Annotated in this window: 28 protein-coding genes, 1 pseudogene and 1 riboswitch; of the genes and pseudogenes, 12 read left to right on the top strand and 17 right to left on the bottom strand. The window is 46.4% G+C overall.

Annotation, left to right across the window (positions count from 1 at the left end):
- Nucleotides 1-17: 17 nt before the first annotated feature.
- From cysC to BSI_RS08860, 3 genes are all read right to left on the bottom strand, one after another.
- The gene (cysC, locus tag BSI_RS08850) at nucleotides 18-617 is read right to left on the bottom strand and encodes an adenylyl-sulfate kinase (protein WP_003239385.1); all 600 of its coding nucleotides are present in this window, start codon (nucleotides 615-617) and stop codon (nucleotides 18-20) included.
- Nucleotides 614-1783 carry a sulfate adenylyltransferase gene (gene sat, locus BSI_RS08855; RefSeq protein ID WP_003239384.1) on the bottom strand — a complete coding sequence of 390 codons (1170 nt, stop codon included), beginning with the start codon at nucleotides 1781-1783 and terminating at the stop codon, nucleotides 614-616. Before sat ends, cysC begins: the two co-directional genes overlap by 4 nt.
- Before the next feature lie 105 nt (nucleotides 1784-1888).
- The gene (locus BSI_RS08860; protein ID WP_003239382.1) at nucleotides 1889-2602 is read right to left on the bottom strand and encodes a phosphoadenylyl-sulfate reductase; all 714 of its coding nucleotides are present in this window, start codon (nucleotides 2600-2602) and stop codon (nucleotides 1889-1891) included.
- A gap of 189 nt (nucleotides 2603-2791) precedes the next feature.
- Between BSI_RS08860 and BSI_RS08865 the strand changes: the two genes are divergently transcribed.
- On the top strand, nucleotides 2792-3478 hold the full coding sequence (locus tag BSI_RS08865) for a 2-phosphosulfolactate phosphatase (protein WP_003239381.1): 687 nt from the start codon (nucleotides 2792-2794) through the stop codon (nucleotides 3476-3478).
- On the top strand, nucleotides 3475-4233 hold the full coding sequence (locus tag BSI_RS08870) for a phosphosulfolactate synthase (RefSeq protein WP_003239380.1): 759 nt from the start codon (nucleotides 3475-3477) through the stop codon (nucleotides 4231-4233). The genes BSI_RS08865 and BSI_RS08870 overlap by 4 nt, the downstream gene beginning before the upstream one ends.
- 44 nt (nucleotides 4234-4277) lie before the next feature.
- Here the strand turns inward: BSI_RS08870 and BSI_RS08875 are convergent, their stop codons facing one another.
- The 7 genes from BSI_RS08875 to BSI_RS08905 form a co-directional block, all read right to left on the bottom strand.
- Nucleotides 4278-4907: a YitT family protein gene (locus BSI_RS08875; RefSeq protein ID WP_029316808.1), complete on the bottom strand. Its 630-nt coding sequence runs from the start codon at nucleotides 4905-4907 to the stop codon at nucleotides 4278-4280.
- 95 nt (nucleotides 4908-5002) lie between these two features.
- Nucleotides 5003-6118: a mandelate racemase/muconate lactonizing enzyme family protein gene (locus BSI_RS08880; RefSeq protein WP_003239378.1), complete on the bottom strand. Its 1116-nt coding sequence runs from the start codon at nucleotides 6116-6118 to the stop codon at nucleotides 5003-5005.
- A gap of 8 nt (nucleotides 6119-6126) precedes the next feature.
- Entirely contained in the window at nucleotides 6127-7395 is a 1269-nt protein-coding gene (locus tag BSI_RS08885) for an MFS transporter (RefSeq protein WP_003239377.1), read from the bottom strand.
- A 111-nt stretch (nucleotides 7396-7506) separates the two neighbouring features.
- A complete protein-coding gene (locus tag BSI_RS08890; RefSeq protein WP_003239376.1) occupies nucleotides 7507-8358 on the bottom strand; it encodes a GNAT family N-acetyltransferase in 852 nt (283 codons plus the stop codon).
- A gap of 4 nt (nucleotides 8359-8362) precedes the next feature.
- Nucleotides 8363-8812 carry a GNAT family N-acetyltransferase gene (locus BSI_RS08895; protein WP_003239375.1) on the bottom strand — a complete coding sequence of 150 codons (450 nt, stop codon included), beginning with the start codon at nucleotides 8810-8812 and terminating at the stop codon, nucleotides 8363-8365.
- Between the two features lie 90 nt (nucleotides 8813-8902).
- On the bottom strand, nucleotides 8903-10741 hold the full coding sequence (locus BSI_RS08900) for a bifunctional homocysteine S-methyltransferase/methylenetetrahydrofolate reductase (RefSeq protein ID WP_003239373.1): 1839 nt from the start codon (nucleotides 10739-10741) through the stop codon (nucleotides 8903-8905).
- Nucleotides 10742-10831: 90 nt separating this feature from the next.
- A riboswitch (SAM riboswitch) is annotated at nucleotides 10832-10950 on the bottom strand.
- A 106-nt stretch (nucleotides 10951-11056) separates the two neighbouring features.
- A complete protein-coding gene (locus BSI_RS08905) occupies nucleotides 11057-11548 on the bottom strand; it encodes a YajQ family cyclic di-GMP-binding protein (RefSeq protein WP_003239368.1) in 492 nt (163 codons plus the stop codon).
- A 98-nt stretch (nucleotides 11549-11646) separates the two neighbouring features.
- On the opposite strand from BSI_RS08905, the pseudogene BSI_RS08910 reads away from it, so the two are divergent.
- Nucleotides 11647-12544: pseudogene (locus BSI_RS08910) on the top strand (CvfB family protein).
- Nucleotides 12545-12595: 51 nt separating this feature from the next.
- Here the strand turns inward: BSI_RS08910 and BSI_RS08915 are convergent.
- The 3 genes from BSI_RS08915 to BSI_RS08925 are packed head-to-tail and all read right to left on the bottom strand — an operon-like array spanning nucleotide 12596 to nucleotide 14627.
- Complete coding sequence (locus BSI_RS08915) at nucleotides 12596-13180, bottom strand: sporulation delaying protein family toxin (RefSeq protein ID WP_003239365.1); 585 nt, start codon at nucleotides 13178-13180, stop codon at nucleotides 12596-12598.
- Complete coding sequence (locus tag BSI_RS08920; RefSeq protein WP_003239363.1) at nucleotides 13177-14106, bottom strand: sporulation-delaying protein SdpB family protein; 930 nt, start codon at nucleotides 14104-14106, stop codon at nucleotides 13177-13179. Before BSI_RS08920 ends, BSI_RS08915 begins: the two co-directional genes overlap by 4 nt.
- Nucleotides 14091-14627, bottom strand: a complete 537-nt coding sequence (locus BSI_RS08925; protein ID WP_003239361.1) for an SdpA family antimicrobial peptide system protein — start codon at nucleotides 14625-14627, stop codon at nucleotides 14091-14093. The genes BSI_RS08920 and BSI_RS08925 overlap by 16 nt, the downstream gene beginning before the upstream one ends.
- Before the next feature lie 177 nt (nucleotides 14628-14804).
- On the opposite strand from BSI_RS08925, the gene BSI_RS08930 reads away from it, so the two are divergent.
- From BSI_RS08930 to nprB, 4 genes are all read left to right on the top strand, one after another.
- Nucleotides 14805-15152 carry a PadR family transcriptional regulator gene (locus BSI_RS08930; protein WP_003239360.1) on the top strand — a complete coding sequence of 116 codons (348 nt, stop codon included), beginning with the start codon at nucleotides 14805-14807 and terminating at the stop codon, nucleotides 15150-15152.
- On the top strand, nucleotides 15149-15736 hold the full coding sequence (locus tag BSI_RS08935; RefSeq protein ID WP_003239358.1) for an HAAS signaling domain-containing protein: 588 nt from the start codon (nucleotides 15149-15151) through the stop codon (nucleotides 15734-15736). Before BSI_RS08930 ends, BSI_RS08935 begins: the two co-directional genes overlap by 4 nt.
- Before the next feature lie 19 nt (nucleotides 15737-15755).
- The gene (locus BSI_RS08940; protein WP_003239356.1) at nucleotides 15756-16049 is read left to right on the top strand and encodes a DUF3784 domain-containing protein; all 294 of its coding nucleotides are present in this window, start codon (nucleotides 15756-15758) and stop codon (nucleotides 16047-16049) included.
- A 135-nt stretch (nucleotides 16050-16184) separates the two neighbouring features.
- On the top strand, nucleotides 16185-17801 hold the full coding sequence (gene nprB, locus BSI_RS08945) for a neutral protease NprB (protein ID WP_003239354.1): 1617 nt from the start codon (nucleotides 16185-16187) through the stop codon (nucleotides 17799-17801).
- 117 nt (nucleotides 17802-17918) lie between these two features.
- Here the strand turns inward: nprB and BSI_RS08950 are convergent, their stop codons facing one another.
- Nucleotides 17919-18770, bottom strand: a complete 852-nt coding sequence (locus tag BSI_RS08950) for a DegV family protein (protein WP_003239352.1) — start codon at nucleotides 18768-18770, stop codon at nucleotides 17919-17921.
- A 137-nt stretch (nucleotides 18771-18907) separates the two neighbouring features.
- On the opposite strand from BSI_RS08950, the gene BSI_RS08955 reads away from it, so the two are divergent.
- Together BSI_RS08955 and BSI_RS08960 are read left to right on the top strand one after the other, a co-directional pair.
- The gene (locus BSI_RS08955) at nucleotides 18908-19750 is read left to right on the top strand and encodes a YitT family protein (RefSeq protein ID WP_003224514.1); all 843 of its coding nucleotides are present in this window, start codon (nucleotides 18908-18910) and stop codon (nucleotides 19748-19750) included.
- Nucleotides 19751-19768: 18 nt separating this feature from the next.
- Nucleotides 19769-20224 (top strand): BsuPI-related putative proteinase inhibitor, encoded by a 456-nt coding sequence (locus BSI_RS08960; protein ID WP_003239350.1) that lies wholly within the window; start codon nucleotides 19769-19771, stop codon nucleotides 20222-20224.
- A 30-nt stretch (nucleotides 20225-20254) separates the two neighbouring features.
- On the opposite strand, the gene BSI_RS08965 is transcribed toward BSI_RS08960, so the two are convergent.
- The 3 genes from BSI_RS08965 to yitU form a co-directional block, all read right to left on the bottom strand.
- Nucleotides 20255-20452: a DUF3813 domain-containing protein gene (locus BSI_RS08965; protein WP_003239348.1), complete on the bottom strand. Its 198-nt coding sequence runs from the start codon at nucleotides 20450-20452 to the stop codon at nucleotides 20255-20257.
- Complete coding sequence (locus BSI_RS22780; RefSeq protein WP_003239346.1) at nucleotides 20453-20605, bottom strand: hypothetical protein; 153 nt, start codon at nucleotides 20603-20605, stop codon at nucleotides 20453-20455.
- Between the two features lie 104 nt (nucleotides 20606-20709).
- On the bottom strand, nucleotides 20710-21522 hold the full coding sequence (gene yitU, locus BSI_RS08975; protein WP_003239343.1) for a 5-amino-6-(5-phospho-D-ribitylamino)uracil phosphatase YitU: 813 nt from the start codon (nucleotides 21520-21522) through the stop codon (nucleotides 20710-20712).
- 120 nt (nucleotides 21523-21642) lie between these two features.
- On the opposite strand from yitU, the gene BSI_RS08980 reads away from it, so the two are divergent.
- From BSI_RS08980 to BSI_RS08990, 3 genes are all read left to right on the top strand, one after another.
- Entirely contained in the window at nucleotides 21643-22410 is a 768-nt protein-coding gene (locus tag BSI_RS08980) for a prolyl oligopeptidase family serine peptidase (RefSeq protein WP_003239341.1), read from the top strand.
- Nucleotides 22411-22474: 64 nt separating this feature from the next.
- Nucleotides 22475-22783, top strand: coding sequence for a metal-sulfur cluster assembly factor (locus BSI_RS08985; protein ID WP_003224525.1), 309 nt, complete (start codon nucleotides 22475-22477; stop codon nucleotides 22781-22783).
- A gap of 68 nt (nucleotides 22784-22851) precedes the next feature.
- Entirely contained in the window at nucleotides 22852-23022 is a 171-nt protein-coding gene (locus BSI_RS08990) for a YqaE/Pmp3 family membrane protein (protein ID WP_003232996.1), read from the top strand.
- The last annotated feature ends 43 nt before the right edge of the window (nucleotides 23023-23065 follow it).

The raw sequence follows: 23065 nt of genomic DNA, 5'->3' as shown, positions 1-23065 counted from the left end.
ATATTGATCGGGTTTTTTTATATGATTCCTTTGCTTTGCAGTTCTGTAATGATCAGATCAGCTCCGTCGGAAATAGATGTCTGGTCTGTCTCAATGATGAAATCGGGTGAAAGCGGCGCTTCATACGGTGAATCGATCCCGGTAAAATGTTTGATCTCTCCGTTTCGCGCTTTTTTATATAGTCCTTTCGGATCGCGCTGTTCACACACATGCAGCGGGCACTTCACATAAATTTCGAAGAACTCTCCCTCAGGAAAGAGCGCTCTGACCATGTCCCGGTCCTCTCTGAATGGAGAAATAAAAGCCGTTAAAATCATTTGCCCGCTGTCGACAAACAGCTTCGCCACTTCTCCGATGCGGCGAATGTTTTCAATCCTGTCTCCAGTCTGAAATCCAAGATCTTTGTTTAAGCCATGGCGGATATTATCGCCGTCAAGCACATAGCTCTGAATGCCCATGCGGTAAAGCTTTTCATCAACAGCATTGGCCAGCACCGACTTTCCTGAGCCGGACAGTCCGGTAAACCAGAGGGCGCAGCTTTTGTGCCCGTTTAAGGACTGTCTGTCAGACTTCGAGATTGCAGCGGGGTGCCAAATGATGTTTGGATTGTGTGTCATTGCAATCCCCCGCTGTTTTGCTGGATGGCAACTGGCTGTTGATGAAGACCCTTGATCAGCACGTTTGCGACCTCAGGGCGGCTGAATTCTTTAGGCGGCTTTTTGCCGTGGCGGAGAAGCTCTCTCACTTTTGTGCCTGATAAGTGGATGTGGTCTCTCGGGCTGTGCGGACATGTTTTCGAGGTGCCCATGTTTCCGCATTTCCGGCAGTAAAAGCTGTGCTCGAAAAACAGCGGCTTGATGCCCAGCTCCTCCTCTGTGAATGATTGAAAAATATTTTGCGCGTCGTATGTTCCGTAATAGCTGCCGACACCCGCGTGATCACGGCCTACAATAAAATGGGTGCAGCCGTAGTTTTTGCGGACGAGGGCATGGAAAATCGCTTCCCGCGGACCTGCATACCGCATGGCAGCAGGGAAAACCGATAACATGACCCGATCCTTTGGATAATAGTGATCAAGCAAAACCTGATAGCTCTCCATTCTGATATCGCTCGGAATATCGTCTGACTTCGTTTCTCCGACAAGCGGGTGAAGCAGCAGACCGTCGACCGTTTCTAACGCTGTTTTTTGAATGTATTCATGCGCTCTGTGAACAGGGTTCCTGGTTTGAAAACCCACAATCGTTTTCCAGCCGAGTTTATTAAAGGCCGCTCTTGTTTCTGCGGGCGCTGCGTAAAACTGTTCGAAGGATTTAACGGGAAGGCGGCTGACCGTGATAGGCCCTCCGATATAGTAATCCGGACGCTCAAGCAATTTTTTTACGCCTGGGTGGGCAGGATCGTTTGTTTTAAAAACAGACAGTGCTTCCTGTGTTTTATCGGGCTGGTATATATCAATGACTGTGATCATGCCGTAGGTGATGCCGTCTTTCACAAGCTTGACGCGATCTCCGGCAGACAGCTGTTTTGCTGTTTTTTCTCCGACAGGCAGCGTAATCGGCAGACTCCACGGTAAGCCGTTTGCCAGCCTCATCTCTTTCACAACAGAATGATAATCTTTTTCTCCCAAAAAACCTGTTAACGGGCTGTAGCCGCCGATCGCGATAAGCTCCAGGTCGCTCAGTGCAAGCTGATCCAGCTCCGCTTCGCACGTGCACCCTTCAAAATGGCATGCGGGATCGCAGCGGTTGATTAACACCCCTCCGTGGGGCTCGTTTCCATTCAACGTGTTCAACCTCCATTTTTACGTTTCCTTTGTTTTCTTTTCTGCGCTGGCTGAAAACCTCGAGCAGCGCGTCAACATCATTCCATGGCAAGGGCATGCCGGACGCTATTCTTGATGCAGGCCGCATTCTGTTTTCTCCCGTCCGGCCCATCTTCCAGCTCTCTCATCGTTCGGGTCCGCGGAAGGCAATGTACACATTTCACAGCCTATGCTCGGGTAATGTTGATCGTGCAGTTTGTTATAAGGCAAATTGTGCAGGCGGATGTACGTCCAAACGTCATCCCATGTCCAGTGGATGAGCGGGCAAATTTTGATGAGCTTAAACTTTTGATCCAGATTCACGTATTGAATATGCTTTCTCGTAGGCGACTGCTCCCGGCGCAGCCCTGAAATCCAAGCTGACATGCCGGACAGATGCTTTTTCAGCGGTTCGATTTTCCGCAATTGGCAGCATAGATTCGGGTTATGCTTCCACAGCTCACCGCCGTATTGCGTCTCCTGTTCTTTTAAGCTCAGCTCGGGTTCGAGTAACTGGATTGTCAATCCCGGATATCGCTCTTTGACGGTCTCGATCAGCTCATATGTTTCTTGGAAATGCAGCCCTGTATCCAAAAATATGATGTGCGCGTTTTTGTTGATTTTTGATATGAGGTCGAGAAGTACCATCCCTTCTGCGCCAAAGCTGCACGCGTACACAATCTTTTCCCCATATGTTCGGTAAGCCCATTTCAACACATCGAGCTCATCGATCAATTGATCCGTTATCTGCTTGGACAGCGTGTCGTTCCATGTGTCATATGTGATGATTTGTTCGTTCAACGTTTTCCCCCCGTTTGCATCTGTCTGTTTTCTTATCTATTGATCGAGTTATAGGCAGACTATTCATTTTTCACATAAACGTTCAGGGTTTTTAGGGGCGGCGCCGCCTAAAATGAGGGAGCGGAACCATTAAGAGACCGGCTGAATATGCTTTTAAGCAAAATGGTTTTATGCCCAAGGAGAGGTATTATGCCGATTACCATTTATCAGGGGCATCATCATTCGCTAGCCCCGGCGGATATTAACATCGTCATTGATGTCATCAGAGCCTTTACGGTCGCCCATTATGCGTTTATCGGCGGGGCGAAAGAGATATTATTGGCCGGAACAGCAGAGGAAGCCTTTGCGCTGAAAGAAACCTATCCGGATTACGTATTGACGGGAGAGGAAAAGGGGGTCGGTATCAGCGGATTTGATTTGGATAATTCTCCAAAACGGATGGCGATGCAGGGTATGGCGGATAAGCGCCTGATCCAGAAAACAACAAACGGCGTCACAGCGGCGTTAGGGGCGCTGAACGCCCAGCATCTGTTCGTGACCGGATTTTCCAACGCCAGAACAACAGCAGAGCATGTGAGAACGCTAGCCGCAAAGGATTGTGTCATGAATATTGTCGCTTCCCATCCGTCTGGTGATGACGACATGGCGTGTGCGGAGTATATCAAGGACATCATTGAAGGGACAAATGCGGTAACCGCTGCGGAGACGATCGAAAGAATAAAACGCTCTTCTGTTGCGGAGAAATTTTTTGACCGCTGCCAGCCATTGTTTGATCCGGAAGACATCGCGTACTGTACAAAAGAATTGACAGGCGATTTCGTGATGAAAGTGAAACAAGAAAGAGAAGTTCCAACGATAGAGAGGGTCATGATATGAATGATTTTTCACTAGAATTGCCAGTGAGAACAAGCAAGCCGAGAGAAACCGGGCAGACCATTTTAATAGATAACGGCTATCCCTTGCAATTTTTCAAAGATGTGATAGCCGCAGCGTCCGACTATATTGATTTTGTGAAATTCGGCTGGGGCACATCATTACTTACGAAAGATCTTGAAGAAAAGATCAGCGCGCTGAAAGAGCATGACATTAAATTTTTCTTTGGCGGCACACTATTTGAGAAGTATGTAAGCCAGAAAAAAGTGAATGAATTTCATCGGTATTGCACCTATTTCGGCTGTGAATATATCGAGATTTCAAACGGTACGCTCCCGATGACGAATAAAGAGAAAGCGGCTTACATTGCCGATTTTTCTGATGAATTTCTTGTGCTCAGTGAGGTGGGCAGCAAGGATGCGGAATTATCAAGCCGGCAAAGCTCTGAGGAATGGCTAGAGTATATCGTTGAGGATATGGAAGCTGGCGCGGAAAAAGTGATTACGGAGGCAAGGGAAAGCGGGACAGGAGGAATATGTTCCAGCAGCGGCGATGTCCGGTTTCAAATTGTTGATGACATCATTTCCTCGGATATTGATATCAGCAGGCTGATTTTTGAAGCGCCGAACAAAACGCTCCAGCAAGGGTTTATTCAAAGGATCGGGTCGAATGTGAATTTGGCCAATATCCCATTTCATGATGCGATCGCGTTAGAGACGCTGCGTTTAGGGCTAAGATCCGATACGTTTTATTTGTAAAACAGCGGCTGCGGGGCTCTCGTCGTGAAGAGAGCCTCTGCCTATTATTTTTTATGGCGGTACATAGGCGTGAGATAGGGGAGTGAAGTCAGACGGATGTTATAGATGAAGTCGATGACTCTTGTCGATATCACTTGGCATATCAGGGCTTGAATGACGATGCCCCATGCAATAATAGACGCGGTCACCATAAAAATGATGCAATTCATGATGAGCAGGATTGTTCCGGGATTCCCGCCACGGTAAATGGAAATCATCAGCGCAAGGGCTCCAAATCCTCCGTTTGAAATTTTGTATTTGTATAAAAGTCCGATGCCGAGTCCCAATAACACAGCGCCGCTTGCCAGATCAAGCCACAGGTTTGATGTGATATCCGGAAAAATCGCATCAAAGATTAATACCGATACAGAGGTGACGGTAATCGAAGCGAGGGTGCCGGTGAATGTTCTCATTTCCAGCCATTTTAAAGCGGTAAAAAGCATCGACACATTCACAGCCCACACTGAAAAGCCATGGGGAATTTGAAACAGATAATGCAACAGCACCGCAATACCTGCTGCCCCGCCTGTCGGAATATCATGCGGAAATAAAAACAAGGACATGCCGAGTCCCTGCAGTACGCCTCCTACGACAATCATAAACGTGAGTTTTGCTTTCGTCAGCAGTTCAGCCATTAAGTCATTTACTCCTTTATGAAAAGACTTGTCCGCTGTTTCCATTTTATGAGGCTGTCCATTATTTATGTCTGCAAATAAAGAAATGGCCCAGTTTAATATGCTGAGCCATCCCACTTGTAGCGATTGACGATCTCCATATTGATTTCTGTTCCAATGCCTTTTCCTTTCGGGATGTGAACCGCTCCTTTTGAAGGCTGAAGGCTGACGAGATCTGTAAAAGGATTCTTCATGACGTCCCACTCGATCGGTTCAATTTGATCGTTCTCCATTTTAGACCACGGAGGCAGACAGGCTTGCGCAAATAAAGCGTAGAGCCGTGAAAGAGAACCATCATATGCATGGGCGGACGCTCTAACGCCGAAATAACGTGCGAGCTGGAGGCAGTCCCGAAATTCATCAATTCCGTTGACATGCATGACATCGGGCTGAATGATATCCAAACACCGCTGTGAAAGGAGAGGCACAAATTGTGCCGCGCCTTTCATATTTTCTCCACCGGCAACAGGAACAGATAAACGGCTGCGCAGCAAAGCGTAATCCTGCTGCTGATCAAAGGGCAAAGGCTCTTCAAGCCAGCCGATGTTCGTCCATGTTGAGAAATAGCGTTCCCATTTCAAAGCGGCTGCGGCGTCGTAGCTTTGGTTTGCGTCCAGAATCATCGTAATGGAGCTGCCGGCCGTATGCTGCAGGGCATTGATGTGACGGACATCTTCCTCAAATGAAGTCCCGCCGATTTTGACTTTAATTTGCTTAAAGCCCTTGTTTAATTGGGTTTCGACACTGGAAACCGAATGGCTGATCCATTGCGGCTGTTCAGAATACGATTGAAAAGAGGCGTATACAGGAATCTCTTCTCTGTACCGCCCGCCCCATAGTTCGCAAACTGAACAATCCGCAGCTTTGGCCGCAATCTCTGTCAGCGCCATGCTCACAGCAGAGGCCGCCCGTTGATGCCATTTTTGAATCGTGCGCACTAATGGCAGTCGGCTGCCGGCCTGTTTTCCTACAAGGTACGGGATGATCCGTTTGGTAAAACCGACATGGAGAGCCGGGAGCCAATCAACGCACTCTCCCCAGCCGTCCATCCCGCTTTCTGTGACAATTCTGATGAGATAGCAAGTTCGATATCGTTTAAACCCGTTTGCGTCGCCGTACGGCTCTTCTAATCGATGCAAAAGCGGAAAGGTCTCAACCCGTTCGATTTTCAAATGGGATGCTACCTTTCCTCAGCTGGCTGAAGCCGATTGCCAGCCATTTTAGGATCTTCTTTTTCTTTTGTTTCTTCTTTGTTTTGATTCACATGGATCAGCAACATCACGAGAATGCCGACAACAAGCGTCAATCCCGCAATGCTCAAAAACATGCCGGGTCTGGACCATTGCATCAGGCGGCCGAAAATCGGAGGCCCGATGGCAACCCCTAAGAAACGAACCGATCCGTACAGCGAGGTCACAAATCCCCGTCTTTCTTTGCCGACAGCTCCGGTAATAAAACTGTTCACACAAGGAAGGACAAGGCCGGAGCCTATACTGCTCAGCACGAGAACGCTGATAAAGAGCACAAGATTCTCAATGAAAGACAATGCCGCATAAGAAATAGTCATAAACGCCAATCCGAGTACGATCAGCTTTTTCATTAATGATTGCTTTTGGCCGATTTTGCTTCCGGTTGTATAAGATGTCACACACATAACCAAAAGCGGGATTGCCAAAATCAAGCCTTTTTTGACGCCGTCGGTATCGTATGTTTTTTCTAAGACATCTGATAGATAAAACAGGATGCCGAATAAAGTAAACAAACAAGTTGCCCCTGCTAAATAAGCGGTAAACAGCCATCTGCCTTCATGTTTAAAAACACTTAACAGCCCTTTCGCATATTTTCCGATCGGGGGCGGTTCTTTTTCCTTTTTCTTTTCTTTAATAAAAATCCACGTCAGCACAATCGAAATGATACAAAACACCGGGAAGGCAAAAAACGCGCCATACCAGACAAGCAGGGCGATAAGCGAGCCGATGATTGGCGAAAGCACTTTCCCCATGCCGTTTGAAGCTTCAACGAGGCCGAGCACCTTGCTTTCCTGGGCGCCTTTAAACAGATCTCCCGTCAGTGCCATCGCAATCGGGCCGGTCCCGGCTGCCCCGATTCCCTGAAGCGCTCGTCCTGCCATGATCCAAGGGTATGCATTATCAAAAAAACCCGCCGCAAACCCGGCTAATAAGCCGCCGGCACCGTACAAAATTAAGCAAGGGATAATGATGATTTTCCTTGAGAATCTGTCAGCGAGATAACCGACAATCGGAATGGCAAACGCCGCAATCAAGGAAAATACTGTGATCACGAGACTGACTTGAAATTGTGATAAATGAAGTTCAGATTTCATTTTTGGCAAAATCGGAATAAGCATCGAGTTTCCAAGTGTTAATATTAAAGGGATTGAACCGATTGCAACAATCGTCATTCCATTATTTTGTTTTGATGATTCCATCTCAGAGCACACTCCTTTTCTTCTGCTTAGAATGTCCCTGCTGGCTTCGTTTATTCAACGTTCAGACAGCAAAAAACCGAACAGAAAATACCTGTTCGGGAAAAAGGAGGGTTAACCGAGTGCCTGTGAAATTAACGAATATAGGTGTCCATTTTGGTCAGGAAGCCTCTTTTTCTGGTAAAGCATAAGCGGCAGCTCTGCGTCTGCGTGAAATCCCATTTCAATCAGTCTGTCATGAAGAGATGTGTGTTCACCCGGTATATCGATTCGCATCGGACTTTGTTTGCCGGCGGCCAGCCTGTTGATTATTCGTGCAGCAATGTCTGATGATGGAGCGACGATGGGGCCGAATTTCAGATTGGCCGGTGTCTGTACAGACAGGCCGTAGCCAATCAGCTGTCCCTTCTTGTTTCTGATGATGACACATTCTTCCGAAGTGGAAATAAGCTGCTGAAGAAGGTTTGATCGATCTCCGCCAAAAGCTGCCAGATCCGCTGCTGCTAAGTCTTGAAAGTCTTGTTCTCTAAAGGACGTCAGTTCAGCGTCAAGGTGCTTTGCAAAAGGTTGAAAACTGTGGCAGCTGTACTTTCGGACTGAACCCGCTTTATGAAAACCTGCTTTTTCATAAAGCGGCAAACCTTCTTTTGTAGCGCAAAGCCTGATGGCGGTGCTTTTATCCGTTTGGGTGATACACGCGTTTACCATCCGTCGCCCGAGACCGAGCCGTTTGTATTCTTTGTCGACGATGACGAGGCCGATAGAAGCAAGACGGCCAAACAAAAACAAGCCGATGCAGGAGATGATCTCCCCGCGGATGTTTTGATAACCGAAAAAGCGCCCTTGCTGGACCAGCAGTACCAGCTCTTGTTCACCATAATCCGGCCACCCGGCCTGCCTGCAAAGCCGCAATAAGCCGGGGACATGTTCTTCATGATGCTCAATCAGCTCATCCATTACGTCCATAAGATCACCTGCTTGTTCCGAGTTTTTTGCACATGACGATATGAGTGCCAATGCCGGGAATCTCAAACGGTTCGCCGCGTTCTTCCCAGCCAAGCTTTGCGTAGTAGCCTTTGACATGTTGTCTTGCATTGCACCAGACCGCTTGCACGCCTTTCTCTGCCAGTTTCTGCTCCGCGTGTTTGATCAGCATGCTCCCGGCTTTTTGATCGCGATATCCCTCAAGCGTCGCCATGCCTCTCAGCCGATACGCAGGGGATTCCGTTAATAATGGCTGATTTTGAGGGGAGAAAGAAGCAATGCTGATCAGTGTTCCTTCAAAAAACGCGCCGAGATGAAAAGAGCCTTCCGCATGATCCTGTTCATATTTGCATTGTTCGATGGATTGATGGGGGCGCAGGATACGGTGCCGGATTTCGTATGTATCTTCCGCGGAAATGGTTTTAACTTCGAGCATGATGTTCCTCCTCATAAACCGATTTTTTATATCGTAACACGAATGCGGTAAAAAAAGACCGCCCGATTGGCTCAGGCAGTCATCTAGGTATTAATGCAAATAGATATTTTGGCGCTGCTCATCTTTTTGCTGGATATACGAAGTGAGCTCAGCGGTTAAGTCAGATCTGAGAAAAGGCGTAATCAAGTAGATGCCGTTAAACAGCTCGCATGCCGTGTCCAGCAGGGAGCGGGCAATCGCAAGGCCTTCCGCTTTTTGCTTCTCTTTATCTTCACCGGCGAGGGCCATTGTTTCGCGAATAGAGTCAGACAGCTTAATGCCCGGAATTTCATTGTGGATGAATTCAGCATTTCGGCTGCTTGTGAGCGGCATAATGCCGATATAGATCGGCGTCTTCAGATGCTTTGTTTCGTTATGGATATCGACAAGCTGCTGCTCGGAATAGACAGGTTGTGAAACAAAATAATCGGCCCCGCAATCTATTTTTTTCTCCAGCCGTTTTACCGCTTTATCCAGATGTCGGACGTTCGGATTAAATGCAGCGGCGACTGAGAAATTCGTTTTCTTGCCAAGCGGCTTTCCAGACAGGGACAGTCCTTCATTGAACTGTTTGATCAGCCTGATTAAATCAAAGGATGTTAAATCATAAACAGACGTTGCACCCGGAAAATCCCCGATTTTAGAAGGATCACCCGTAATGACCAGCACGTCATTCAGCCCTAATGTATCAAGGCCCATTAAATGTGACTGTAAGCCGATAATATTTCGGTCACGGCACGTAATATGGACAAGGGACCGCATATCGAGCTGCTGCTTCACAAGGGCGCCGCAGGCAACATTGCTGATCCGCGGGGTAGCCAGTGAATTGTCAGCGAGCGTCAGGGCATCAATTCCCGCTTCTTTTAATTCGGCAGCAGCGGACAGAAATTTGTCAAAACTCAATTTTTTCGGCGGGTCCAGCTCTACGATGATGGAGCGTTTTTCCGCCGCGATCTCATTCAGGCCGGGCTCTGTCCGCTCGTGCTGAACGGAAATGAATTCCTTCGCCCGGGTTTTGACTACTTTTTCCGTAATCGGAGCCAGCCCGCCAACTGCTTCCGCCATCGCCCGGATGTGATTCGGTGTGGTGCCGCAGCAGCCGCCGATAATCCGTGCGCCTTGTTTGCGAAATTCTGATGCACTGTTTTGAAAATACGTGTCATCTGTTTCATAGACGAGCCGTCCCTCTTCAAGCGAAGGAAGACTGCTGTTCGGATAAACTGATAAGAACACGTCATCAAAAATCGGCACTTCGCTGAGCGCTTCAATCATGTGATAAGGGCCGAGCCGGCAGTTAATGCCGACGATATCAGCCCCGAGATCCGCAATCGATCGCAATGCTTCAGAAAGCGGCGTTCCGTCCTGCAGTACGCCTTGCTCGTGCATCGATACATTGAGCATAATCGGAAGGCTAGTCTCTTTGCGCGCAATTTTCAGCACTTCACGGGCTTCTTCCAAATCATAATACGTTTCTAACAGCAAGCCATCCGGTTCTTCATGCAGCAGCAGGTACAGCTGCTCGCGAAAGCTGCGTTTGATTTCGTCAAGGCTGTACGCGTTTTTATTAAATGTGCGGATGCCGCCCATCGTCCCAAGCACGTACGCATCGCCTGCTGAAGCCCGCGCGATTTTTACTGCCTCTTGATTCATTTTTTTAATGTCATCCTCAAGGCCGTGTCTCGATAATTTAATATAATTGGCCCCGTACGTATTCGTTTGAATAATGTTGGCTCCTGCCTCAACGTACGCTTTATGTATGCGCTGAATTTCCTCCGGCTTCGAAATGTTGAGCTCCTCAAAACACCTGTCAATGCCATAGGAGTAGAGGAGCGTCCCCATGGCGCCGTCACCGATTAACACCTGTTTTTGCAAATCTTCTAAAAGTCCCATTGTCTGCCTCCTTTATTCACATTCAGCAAGGAAAAAAGAGAAATAAAAAAAGTCCTCTTAAGAAGAAGACTTTGTCAGTGATTTTGTCTCTTCTTATCTTCCAAGCTGTTCGAGCTTGCTGGATTTAGCACCTTGGTCATGGCTGATCGCCATTTACACCGGTTGCTGAAGCTTCGTCGGGCCAGTCCCTCTGCTTCTCTTGATAAGAACGGATATGAAGTTTTCGTATTCAGGAAATGCCAAAAGATGCCGGGCTTTTTCCCTTTCTCCAAATTTACCGAAAATAAAGACAATAATCAATAGGATTCAGAAAATTTATCTGAAATTTATAAATTGAACGTCAATCGGCAGATCTGCACCCCGCACAGCTGTAATAATCTGCTGCAGGTCATCCTTGTTTTTTCCAGTGACGCGCACTTGATCATCCTGCACCTGAGACTTTACTTTCAGTCCGGAGTTTTTGATGATCGTATTGATTTTTTTGGCGTTGTCTTTGTCGATGCCTTGAACAAGCTTTGCGCGCTGGCGTACCGTTCCCCCTGATGCGTTTTCAACCTTGCCGTAATCAATGTTTTTTGTCGGTACATTTCGTTTAATTAATTTACTGACCAGCACATCTTTCAGCTGGCTTAATTTGAATTCGTCATCAGAAACGAGGACAAGCTCCTCTTTATCTAAAGAAATATCGCTTTTGCTTCCTTTAAAGTCATAGCGTGTGCTGATTTCCTTCAATGCGATTTGGATCGCGTTTTGCACTTCAGGCAATTCCACCTTAGATACAATATCAAATGAACTTTCTTTTGCCATATGAAAACCTCCATAACATTTAACTTATGTGTTGATTATAGTAGAATAAAGAGAAACTTCCAACAGAACAAAGAATCAATTTGTGATGATTGGAAAAAATGTTAACAGAATCCGCAGAAAAATAAGCGGAACAGGAAGGACGATAGCATGAGACCAGGGCAGCAATTAACCTTGAGTATAGATCACCAAACTGACTTCGGTTACTTTTTAACCGACGGAGAAGACACGATTCTCTTACATAACAGTGAAATAACTGAGGATATCGAGGACAGAGATGAAGTAGAGGTCTTTATATACGTCGATCAGCAGGAAAGGCTTGCGGCCACGATGAAAATTCCGGTCATCAGCGCTGATGAGTATGGCTGGGTCGAAGTGGTGGATACAGTGGAAGATATGGGCGTTTTCGTTGATGTCGGTTTATCTAAGGACGCGCTTGTCGCAACCGAGCATTTGCCTCCGTACGAAGATGTCTGGCCGCAAAAAGGGGATAAGCTTTACTGTATGCTGAAGGTGACAAACCGGGGACGCATGTTCGCGAAACCAGCGCCGGAAGATATCATCAGCGACCTGTTTACCGACGCCACAGAAGATATGATGAATAAAGAGCTGACAGGTACGGTGTACAGACTGATCGCAACAGGTTCATTCGTCATCACGGACGACGGTATACGCGGGTTTATCCATCCTTCAGAAAGAAAAGAGGAGCCAAGACTCGGCTCAAGAGTCACGGGACGGGTGATTCAAGTCAAAGAAGACGGTTCAGTCAACATGTCGCTGCTTCCGAGAAAACAGGATGCAATGTCTGTTGATGCTGAGTACATTCTGACGTATATGAGAACAAGAAACGGCGCCATGCCGTACAGCGACAAAAGCCAGCCTGACGATATCAGAGAACGTTTTAACATGAGCAAGGCCGCCTTTAAACGCGCGCTCGGCCATTTGATGAAAAACGGAAAAGTGTATCAGGAAGACGGATGGACATACGAGAAAAAATAGCATAAAAAAGGCTCGCCTGCAGCAGGACTGCAGAGCGAGCCTTTTTTATTTCTAGTTTAATTCATCAACCAGCGTTCTGATTGCCATTTCGCGATCGACATTGTCTGAAATCGCAATCGGCGTAATATCAATGGCAAGAATGATCAGAATCAGGGCACCGGCTGCAGCAACATAAGAAACATAATAGAAATAGTTAGCGGTATCGACCGTGTTGACGAGCTCGGCCTGAACTCTGGACGTATCATCCTTGGAAGCGGCGATTTCCTTTGCGGCTTCCACTTTTTCTTCAACGATTTGACCCGCTTTTTTCAGCAGTTCATCCACTTTCAATGCATCTTTGCTGTAAACAGCTTTCTTCAGGTTATCAAAGAAGTCAGCATCCTCTTTTTTAATATCAGCAACAACCTGATTGGCAAATGCCTTTGCCTCTTTTGTGTTGAGTTTGTCAGTCATGGCTTTATTGAAGACCTCTGGAAGCTGTTTGCCTACTTCCCCCTGAGCAAATACAAACCCTTTAAAAATTTCCTCACCTGAATACTCGAGCTGCTTTGCCTGTGCCACACTTTCTTGCTGCTTCACCAAAAACACAGTCGTCACCAATACAACCGACAAAAACACTAGAAACGCCTTCTTCAAACTGAAACCTCTCCCTTCTTTTGTTTTTTATTCCACAACAGTCTTCGAATATATGTAAATTGAATCGTGGAATCGATAGGAGTGAGATACAATATCAAAATGCCGGCCATGATAAGCGAGAAACTGATGAGGCCCAGCATGACTGCAAAAATCTCATGCATAAAAACAGCGATGATCAAAATCAATCTCCAATGCTTCTTCGGCGCGAACAGCGCCGCAAAGATGACAATCTGAACCAACAGCGTCCCCCATGTCGGAATCACCACGAACGGACTTGTCACAAACGGCTTCGTTAACGCCTGAAAAAAGCCGTTAAAGCCGATGGTTTTTTCCTGGGCGAAATAATAGACGGCTGTTCCGTCCACCCATTCCTGCTGAGACAGCTTAGCGACGGTAGAATGAAAATAAAGCACCGCCACTTGGATTCTGATCACAAAATAAGAAATAAAAGCTGTAATTTTTCCAAGTGTTCTTTTGTCCTTTAGAGGACTCGTGCTCCAATGCCATTTTCTCGGATCGGTCAGCGTGATGGGGAGCAATAAAAAGGTCATGACAGCTGCTGCCTGCTCGCCTCCGTCGATGACGATTAACGATGACTGTAGGCTGTAACTCACATACCAATGGAGAACCCCGGTGATTCTGGGGCGCCAGCCAATCACGACAAGCACCAGAATGACAATGCAGACCCATCTGAGAAGATTTAACATCATATAGTTATTTTCGCCGAGGCAAAAGAGGCTGAGATTCATTTTACAAGCAGGATAACTGCTGATTCCGCTCGCTGGCTTCATGATGAGGCTCGGATGATTGACGAGCAGCGTCAGCAGGCTGGATAGCGCAATGATGCTTCGCGCGAGGCCGTATACATTTGTCCACGGGTTTCTTTCGTCCCATCCGGTGATGGTCTGTTTTATGTTTTCGAGCATGAGATCACAACCTTGACTATGCTTTTTACCTGATAAGACGAAGGGGTGTATTTAGAATAGCTCCAAGGAACAATATCCTCTTTCGTCAAAAAGTAGCTGCCGCAAAGTAGCGGGCGGGGAGCGGGTGTTTTTAATTGCACGGTTTTGGCTTTGCTTTTGCAGGCGCCGAGGTCCTTTTCTTTACATGCTGTCCACTGTTCCTTGCCGACTTGGCTGTAGATGACGCCCATTTCAACGCCTTGAGATCTCCCATACCGATACAGGCCGAATAGATTATCAGCCCTCATATTGGGCCATCTGACCTTGGCGCTGGCATCTCCATCCTCATATAATCCGATCGCAGTATCACGCGGATTTTTGCTGAAAAAGCCCCAGCCCTGAGGAATGACGCTGGACATGAGAAATTTGGCGTCCTTTGTCAGCGGAATAGGGGTTGTCCCTAAGCTGCCAATAATAGAAAACAGAAATAACGAGCCCCAAAGGACTGAAAAAATGACGAAAAATGATATCGATTTCTGCATTCGACTGCTCCTTTTAACCTCAAGAATCGTTTTTTCCCTTTTCATAATATAAAAACATTTATGTAATAAAAAGGTTAAAAAGTATGAGAAATTCCATTTTTGTTAAATGGAAAAACAGGACCTTTTTCACTGCTATATGTGATTGATATATAGTGGTTTTTTCGATATATTTAAACTATGAAAACGAATCAAGTTAATGACCGCTGGATTGTTCAATTTCGAAAAGGGATTTTCGAGCTGGCCATCCTTTCCCTGCTGCGCTCTAAACCGATGTACGGTTATGAGCTGACGTCATCCTTAAAAACAACCTCGGCACTGGCTATTTCAGAGGGAGCGATTTATCCGATTCTGAAACGAATGACCGAGAAGGGATGGATCGAATTTTTTTGGGAGGATTCATTGGACGGCCCGAAAAGAAAGTATTACAAAATGACGCAAAAAGGAGAAGAAATGTTAAAAGAACGGCTGGAGAAATACCTGGAAACCCATCAAGCCTTACTGTCTTTATCGGAGGATTTGCTATGAATGCACAGCACATCATTGACAGGTACATGGAGGAACTAAATGCAGAGCTGGCGAATATGCCTGATGTAGAGAGAGAAAACGCCATCTGCGAATTAAAGGGACATATAACCGCTTTTGTACAAGACAGAATCAAAGCCGGCCTTAGTGAAGAGGAACTGCAGGAAGCTGTTGAAACCGAATTTTCTCATCCGAAGGAGCTTGCCGAAGCGATGAGGGATGATGGGGGAGAGATGAAAAGGAGGGGGTCTTTATTGGGCAAAAGCTGGCTTTCGGTCCTTCTCATTGCCGCGATTATCGCCCTGCCGCTGCTGCCGCCCGATTACAGACATCTGCCGCTGGTTGTTTATTTAACGGTGCTCGCCGGATATGTGTGGAAGCGGAAAAAACTGATGATGTTTGCTGGCGTCAGAAAAAACAAATTGCGCTCTCAAAAGGAGATTGTCACGATTTCGCGAGTCGGTGCGGCTTATTTGCTGTTTTTGGCTGTGCTGCTTCTTTTGCAGCCGTTCCTCAATGCATCCGTCGTCCTGCTGCTGATTGCAGTAAGCTGCGCCGCTTTTTTTCTTTTTCTAAACGTCAAGTAATGTTGTAGGAGGCTCAAATATGGAAATCGGCATCAATTATCTGTTAATAGTCATCGCGCTTTTATTCTTTGTAGTTGCCTATTTTGTCGGGATCAAAAAACAAACGTGGATGCTGGCCGGATTTAATGAGGCCCGTATCCGGGATAAAGATCGGCTGGCCAGAATAGCAGGCTACTTTTTCTTGAATTCCGGTTTGTTCATTTTGCTGAATAGCTTTATCTCGTTTCAAGGCCAGGAGCAGCTCATTCCGCCGCTTATTTTGGCATATGGAGCAGGGGTTATTATTTATGTCAATAAAAAATTAGTAGAGTAGAAAAAGAAGGGCAGAGTGAAATATCTCTGCCCTTCTTTTTTGGGAAAATAAGAACGAAGCACCACATACAAGTGTTTATTTTTTTGATAGGATGAAGAAAAATGATAGATTCCAAAATAGGAAGGATGTGGTGTTTTGCGCAACCTAGCCAAGACGTCTCTATTGCTGGCCGGCTTATGCACGGCGGCCCAAATGGTTTTTGTAACACAGGCCTCAGCTGATCAAAGCATCAAATATGACAATGCGTATCAAACCCCTTCATACATCATCGAAAAGTCATCACCGAAGCAAGCACAAAACACAACCCAAAAAGAATCGCTATTTTCCTATCTTAACAAGCATCAAACGCATTTTAAGCTCAAAGGGGATGCGAACAGCCATTTTCGCATTTCAAAAACAATAAAGGATCCAAAGACAAAACAAACGTTTTTTAAATTAACGGAAGTTTACAAAGGAATTCCGATTTACGGCTTTGAACAAGCGGTCGCAATGAAGGAAAACAAACAGGTGAAAAGTTTCTTTGGAAAGGTGCATCCGCAAATAAAAAACGTATCCGTCACACCGTCCATTTCTGAAGAAAAAGCAATACATACAGCGCGGCGTGAGCTCGAGGCTTCCATAGGGAAAATCGAATATATTGACGGGGAACCGAAAGGCGAATTATATATCTATCCGCACGACGGGGCATATGATCTTGCCTACCTTGTGAGAATCTCGACATCTGAACCTGAGCCTGGCTATTGGCATTATTTCATCGATGCCAAAAATGGAAAGGTTATTGAGTCTTTTAACGCCATTCATGAAGCGGCAGGTACAGGAATCGGCGTCTCAGGCGATGAAAAAAGCTTTGAAGTCACTGAACAGAATGGGCGCTTTTATTTGGCGGACGAAACAAGGGGAAAAGGGATCAATACGTTTGACGCGGAGAACCTGAATGAAACCTTGTTTACGCTTTTGTCTCAATTGATCGGGTATACGGGCAAAGAAATAGTCAGCGGCACATCTGTATTTAAAGAACCGGCGGCTGTAGACGCGCATGCAAATGCGCAAGCCGTTTACGATTATTACAGCAAGACATTTAGCCGTGATTCTTTTGATCAAAACGGAGCAAGGATTACGTCTACCGTGCATGTCGGCAAACAGTGGAACAATGCGGCGTGGAACGGTGTGCAGATGGTATACGGTGATGGAGACGGCTCAACATTTAAGCCGCTGTCCGGATCGCTCGACATTGTCGCACATGAAATCACACACGCAGTCACGCAGTATTCCGCCGGTCTCTTATATCAAGGAGAACCCGGTGCATTAAACGAGTCCATTTCCGACATTATGGGGGCGATGGCAGACCGTGATGATTGGGAAATCGGCGAGGATGTCTATACCCCGGATATTGCGGGAGACTCATTACGATCATTAGAGGACCCATCCAAGCAGGGAAATCCCGATCATTACTCGAACCGTTACACAGGAACAGAGGATTATGGCGGAGTCCATATCAATTCGTCCATCCACAATAAAGCAGCTTACCTTCTGGCAGAAGGAGGCGTGCACCACGATGTACAGGTTGAAGGGATTGGGCGTGAAGCATGTGAACAAATTTACTATCGGGCTTTAACATATTATGTAACGGCGTCTACAGATTTCAGCATGATGAAGCAAGCGGCAATCGAAGCGGCCAATGATTTATACGGTGAAGGCTCGAAGCAATCCGCTTCAGTCGAAAAAGCGTATAAAGCTGTCGGAATTCAATAAGCAAACAAAAACAGTCAGGACATATGAGTCTGACTGTTTTTGTTTGCTTATTTTCTTAAAAATTCAATAAGCAAACAAAAACAGTCAGGACATATGAGTCTGACTGTTTTTGTTTGCTTATTTTCTTAAAAAGAATATCGCTAATGTGCCGGGGCCGGCGTGCGAGCCGATCGCAGAACCGATCGAATGCATGATGATCTCTTTCGGCTTAAACTCATCTTCAATCAAGTGTTTCATGTCAGTGGCTTTTTCTTCGTTCGCGGCGTAGCTGATCCCTACGGTTTGATTGCTCCAATCATCACCGCGCTCTTTCATGAGTTCGATGATCCGTTTGAAAAGTTTTTTCTGTCCGCGGATTTTTTCCAGAGGCACAAGCTTGCCGTCCTCCATCTGAAGCAGCGGTTTAATATTCAGCAGACCGCCGACAAAAGCGGATGTTTTTGAGATGCGGCCGCCTCTTGCAAGATACGTGAGATCATCCACGGTAAAAATGTGCTCAAGCTGTTCACAAAAGTTCTTTACAGACGTTTCAATTTCTTGTATTGTATTCCCGTTGATACAGAGATCGGTGGCATGCCGGACGGCCAAACCGTATCCTAATGAAGCACATTTGGAATCAATGACCCGCAAATCGAAATCGGGGAATTCCTCCTTCACTTCATTGGCGATCATCACAGCCGTCTGATACGTGCCTGAGAGGCCTGAGGAAAAGGCAATGTAAAGAGCGGGATCACCTGTTTCGGCATAATGCAAAAACACATTTTTAATCGCTTGCGGTGAGGCTTGGGACGTCTTAGGCGTTTCTCCATTTTGCATCGCATCAAATATTTGATCCGCATCAATCGTGACTGCATCTTCGAATTCTTTATCTCCGAGAGAAACTCTGAGCGGAATAAAGCCGATGCCGTTTTCTTCAAAATAAGAACGGGGCAGATCGGCGGCGCTGTCAGCGATGAGATGAACTGTCATATTGCTTCCCTTCTTTCCGTTATCGTTCGTTATCAAGAGAGTTAAGCCAACTATATCATATTAATTTGCCAAAATCGTGTTCAAATATTTGTTTTAAGGGAAAACATAATAAAGAAGAAAGAGCGGAGGAACATGCCATGGTTCTAGATCAAACAAAAAAATTACTCATCGTCATCATCGGCGCTTTACTCAATGCGGCCGGGCTGAACTTATTTTTGATTCCGGCAGATGTATATGCCAGCGGATTTACGGGTGTCGCCCAGCTTTTATCAAGCGTCATTGTGCAATACGCCCCCTTTTACATATCGACAGGAACGCTCTTGTTCCTCTTAAACATTCCGGTCGGTATTTTAGGGTGGCTGAAGGTCGGCAAATCGTTTACGGTGTACAGCATTCTAAGTGTCGCACTGACTACTGTGTTTATGGGGATCCTGCCGGAAACAAGCTTATCGCATGACATTTTGCTGAACGCGGTGTTCGGCGGCGTCATTTCCGCTGTCGGTATTGGCTTAACATTAAAATACGGCGCTTCGACAGGCGGGCTTGATATCGTCGCCATGGTGCTTGCAAAGTGGAAGGATAAACCCGTCGGCACGTATTTCTTCATTCTGAACGGGATTATCATCTTGACGGCAGGATTATTGCAAGGTTGGGAGAAAGCATTATATACCCTGGTTACACTGTATGTGACAACGAGGGTGATCGACGCTATTCACACCCGCCACATGAAGCTTACGGCAATGATCGTGACGAAAAAAGCGGACGAAATCAAAGAAGCCATTTACGGAAAAATGGTGCGCGGCATCACAACTGTTCCGGCCAAAGGCGCCTTTACGAACGAACAGAAAGAAATGATGATTATCGTCATCACAAGGTATGAACTGTACGATTTAGAGAAGATCGTCAAAGAAGTTGATCCGAAAGCATTTACGAACATTGTTCAAACGACTGGGATTTTTGGTTTCTTTAGAAAAGACTGACGAAAGCAGGTGGAAGTCGTGAAACGGCTGCTTGTGATGCTCCTGCCCGTGCTGCTTTTGATAGGCTGCGGGAAAGATGAGCAGACAGAACCCGATAAGGAGGTATCAGGCGGAATGGAGAATCAAGAGGTTGTTTTATCTGTTGACGCAATTCAGGAGCCTGAACAAATCAAGTTTAACATGTCGCTGAAGAACCAAAGCGAACGTGCTGTCGAGTTTCAATTCAGCACAGGACAAAAATTTGAACTTGTCGTGTATGATTCTGAGAACAAAGAAAGATACCGTTATTCGAAAGACAAAATGTTTACGCAGGCTTTTCAAAACCTGACGCTTGAGCCTGGAGAAACATATGATTTCTCTGATGTGTGGAAGGAAGTCCCTGAGCCCGGAACCTACGAGGTGAAGGTGACATTTAAGGGCAGAGCGGAGAATCTGAAGCAGGTTCAGGCTGTTCAGCAGTTTGAAGTCAAATAAGAGGCTATGGCGAATCGCCATAGCCTTTTTTTATTGAAGTTTGTCCAGCTGATCCTGAAATTGATGGAGCTGGCGACGTTCCGCATCTGTCGAGTTGGCATACGCAGAAGACACAGCGTTTTTGGCTCTCAGAATCGCTTGCTCCTGATCGCCTTCCTCAAAGCCGTTTGTCACCATGACAGCCTGTTGAACAAATGATTTTGCCTGCTGAAACAGTTCGTTTCTCATTTAATATTCAACCTGTCTTTCGGCCGAGTCTCGTGCCGCGGCATGCTGGTGAGCTTCTTCTAATGTAGACCGATATGGAAATCTAGCGGCGTGTAGCCCGATGGAGTCTTTACCCTGCTGAATAAACCTTCTGGATTTGCTTCGTTTACCCATTTTGAGACTGCCCCCTTCCATACTTTGACGAGATGAGTCGTCTTCAATAGTATGGTGGGGCGAAGTAAGGTTTATGAGTGGGAAAAATTAATACGGACCGGCCTTTAAAGGGAGAAATATTCTTTCAAAAACCTTGCCACGCCGTCTTCTTCATTTGCAGCTGTTGTTCGGTTTGCAATCTGCTTGACAGCATCAATTCCATTTCCCATGGCAACGCCGCAGCCGGCGAATTCAAGCATCTCTAAATCGTTATCCTCATCGCCAAAAGCAATGATCCGTTCCCTTGGCACGCCGTAATAATCGCTGATTTTCTGCAGGCCGACCGCTTTGTTCATGCCGCTTTTAATAATTTCAATGACGTGCCACGGCGCGGCCCATCTTCTATGATCGATCACCTCGGCATGCACATCCGATAAATAGGAGCGTATTGCCGGAACATCTTCTTCTTTTGCGTGAATGAGTACGGATGTAACATCCTCACCGAGATTTTCCCGCAAGTCTCCGACCGTCACCTTCGTTGTGTTCATGTTAAAGGCATCAATCAGGTGCTCATCATGGTAATGAAAGTACACGTCGTCAATGACTTCAGCAAGCACATTATGTACGTTGTAGTTCTCGCTGATATCCACTAGCTGTTTGACAACATCAAGCGGCAGCGAGGTATGATACCGTCCCCAGCTGTCGTCCTGCGGATGATGGACAAACGCTCCGTTAAAATTGACAATCGGCGTTGTCAGCTCCATCTGCTGGTAGTACATGGAACTTGAACGATACGGACGACCCGTCGCGATACAGACATAATGCCCGTCATCTTTTAGGCGCTGTATGATCTGAAGGGTGTTTTCTGATATGGTTTTATCATCCTTTAATAGCGTTCCATCTAAGTCTAATGCGATTAGATAAGGTTTTGTCTCCATGAAAAGCTCCTTTTACCTTAGATTTTGCTTGTTTTGCCTTAATTACAGTGTAGCTTTTTACCATCTTTATTGTCTACATGTTACACTTATGATTATGGTTATCCTAAGGAGGTGCACATTGTGATTCAAATTGAAAATCAAACCGTTTCCGGTATTCCGTTTTTACATATTGTAAAGGAAGAGAACAGACACCGCGCTGTTCCTCTTGTGATCTTTATACATGGTTTTACTAGCGCGAAGGAACACAACCTTCATATTGCTTACCTGCTTGCGGAGAAGGGCTTCAGAGCTGTACTGCCGGAGGCTCTGCACCATGGCGAACGGGGAGAGCAAATGGCTGTTGAAGAGCTCGCCGGCCATTTTTGGGACATTGTTCTCAACGAGATTGAAGAGATCGGCGTACTCAAAACTCATTTTGAAAAAGAGGGCCTGATAGACGGCGGCCGCATCGGGCTTGCAGGCACGTCGATGGGCGGCATCACAACGCTTGGCGCATTGACTGCTTATGATTGGATAAAAGCCGGCGTCAGTCTGATGGGGAGCCCGAATTACGTGGAACTGTTTCAGCAGCAGATTGACCATATTCAATCTCAGGGCATTGAGATCGATGTGCCGGAAGAAAAGGTGCAGGAGCTGATGGAGCGTCTTGAATTGCGTGATCTCAGCCTTCAGCCGGAGAAACTGCGCCAGCGCCCGCTATTATTTTGGCACGGCGTAAAAGATAAAGTCGTGCCTTACGCGCCGACCCGGAAATTTTATGACACGATCAAATCCCACTATAGCGAGCAGCCGGAACGCCTCCAATTTATCGGAGATGAGCACGCCGACCATAAAGTCCCGCGGACAGCTGTGTTAAAAACGATTGAATGGTTTGATATGTACTTATAAAGCACTAAGTTATTAACAAGAGCTGAATTTACGTTATACTGTAGAAAAAAAGGAGTGAGGGAACATGGAAGAGGCATTAAAAGAAAACATTATGGGCGCCCTGGAACAGGTTGTCGATCCTGAGCTTGGCGTTGATATCGTGAACCTTGGTTTGGTATACGATGTTGACATGGATGAAGACGGCTTAACGCACGTGACGATGACACTGACATCAATGGGCTGCCCTTTAGCGCCAATTATCGTTGATGAAGTGAAAAAAGCGTTAGCGGACATTCCGGAAGTAAAAGAGACGGAGGTTCACATTGTGTGGAATCCGCCTTGGACAAGAGATAAAATGTCCAGATACGCGAAAATCGCGCTTGGCATTCAATAAAACAAAACAAAAGAGGACAGCCTGACATGTGAGGCTGTCTTTTTTACAGCTGAAAGGAGTGAAAGGAAATGATGTACTTGCTTGCTGTCCTATGCCCGCCGCTCGCTGTTTTGTTTTCGGGAAAACCGTTTCAGGCATTGCTGAATCTCATATTGACCTGTATCTTTTGGCTGCCGGGCGCGATTCATGCCTGCTTTATCGTCGCCGACCGCCGTGCCGAAAAACGGGCAAGAAGATAATCTGGAAAAATGAGGACGCAGACATGGTATAATGGTCATAAAA

The organism is Bacillus inaquosorum KCTC 13429 (assembly GCF_000332645.1).
Classification (GTDB): Bacteria; Bacillota; Bacilli; order Bacillales; family Bacillaceae; genus Bacillus; species Bacillus inaquosorum.
The sequence above is the reverse complement of the archived record's forward strand: the minus strand, read 5'-3'. Positions and strand labels throughout refer to the sequence as shown.

Excerpts from the sequence above, each read along its gene's own strand:
- cysC (WP_003239385.1), bottom strand. The coding sequence starts at position 617 with ATGACACACAATCCAAACATCATTTGGCACCCCGCTGCAATCTCGAAG.
- BSI_RS08865 (WP_003239381.1), top strand. The coding sequence starts at position 2,792 with ATGCCGATTACCATTTATCAGGGGCATCATCATTCGCTAGCCCCGGCG.
- BSI_RS08870 (WP_003239380.1), top strand. The coding sequence starts at position 3,475 with ATGAATGATTTTTCACTAGAATTGCCAGTGAGAACAAGCAAGCCGAGA.
- BSI_RS08875 (WP_029316808.1), bottom strand. The coding sequence starts at position 4,907 with ATGGCTGAACTGCTGACGAAAGCAAAACTCACGTTTATGATTGTCGTA.
- BSI_RS08885 (WP_003239377.1), bottom strand. The coding sequence starts at position 7,395 with ATGGAATCATCAAAACAAAATAATGGAATGACGATTGTTGCAATCGGT.
- BSI_RS08890 (WP_003239376.1), bottom strand. The coding sequence starts at position 8,358 with ATGGACGTAATGGATGAGCTGATTGAGCATCATGAAGAACATGTCCCC.
- BSI_RS08895 (WP_003239375.1), bottom strand. The coding sequence starts at position 8,812 with ATGCTCGAAGTTAAAACCATTTCCGCGGAAGATACATACGAAATCCGG.
- BSI_RS08900 (WP_003239373.1), bottom strand. The coding sequence starts at position 10,741 with ATGGGACTTTTAGAAGATTTGCAAAAACAGGTGTTAATCGGTGACGGC.
- BSI_RS08905 (WP_003239368.1), bottom strand. The coding sequence starts at position 11,548 with ATGGCAAAAGAAAGTTCATTTGATATTGTATCTAAGGTGGAATTGCCT.
- BSI_RS08920 (WP_003239363.1), bottom strand. The coding sequence starts at position 14,106 with ATGCTCGAAAACATAAAACAGACCATCACCGGATGGGACGAAAGAAAC.
- BSI_RS08925 (WP_003239361.1), bottom strand. The coding sequence starts at position 14,627 with ATGCAGAAATCGATATCATTTTTCGTCATTTTTTCAGTCCTTTGGGGC.
- BSI_RS08930 (WP_003239360.1), top strand. The coding sequence starts at position 14,805 with ATGAAAACGAATCAAGTTAATGACCGCTGGATTGTTCAATTTCGAAAA.
- BSI_RS08935 (WP_003239358.1), top strand. The coding sequence starts at position 15,149 with ATGAATGCACAGCACATCATTGACAGGTACATGGAGGAACTAAATGCA.
- BSI_RS08940 (WP_003239356.1), top strand. The coding sequence starts at position 15,756 with ATGGAAATCGGCATCAATTATCTGTTAATAGTCATCGCGCTTTTATTC.
- BSI_RS08950 (WP_003239352.1), bottom strand. The coding sequence starts at position 18,770 with ATGACAGTTCATCTCATCGCTGACAGCGCCGCCGATCTGCCCCGTTCT.
- BSI_RS08955 (WP_003224514.1), top strand. The coding sequence starts at position 18,908 with ATGGTTCTAGATCAAACAAAAAAATTACTCATCGTCATCATCGGCGCT.
- BSI_RS08965 (WP_003239348.1), bottom strand. The coding sequence starts at position 20,452 with ATGAGAAACGAACTGTTTCAGCAGGCAAAATCATTTGTTCAACAGGCT.
- BSI_RS22780 (WP_003239346.1), bottom strand. The coding sequence starts at position 20,605 with ATGGGTAAACGAAGCAAATCCAGAAGGTTTATTCAGCAGGGTAAAGAC.
- yitU (WP_003239343.1), bottom strand. The coding sequence starts at position 21,522 with ATGGAGACAAAACCTTATCTAATCGCATTAGACTTAGATGGAACGCTA.
- BSI_RS08985 (WP_003224525.1), top strand. The coding sequence starts at position 22,475 with ATGGAAGAGGCATTAAAAGAAAACATTATGGGCGCCCTGGAACAGGTT.
- BSI_RS08990 (WP_003232996.1), top strand. The coding sequence starts at position 22,852 with ATGATGTACTTGCTTGCTGTCCTATGCCCGCCGCTCGCTGTTTTGTTT.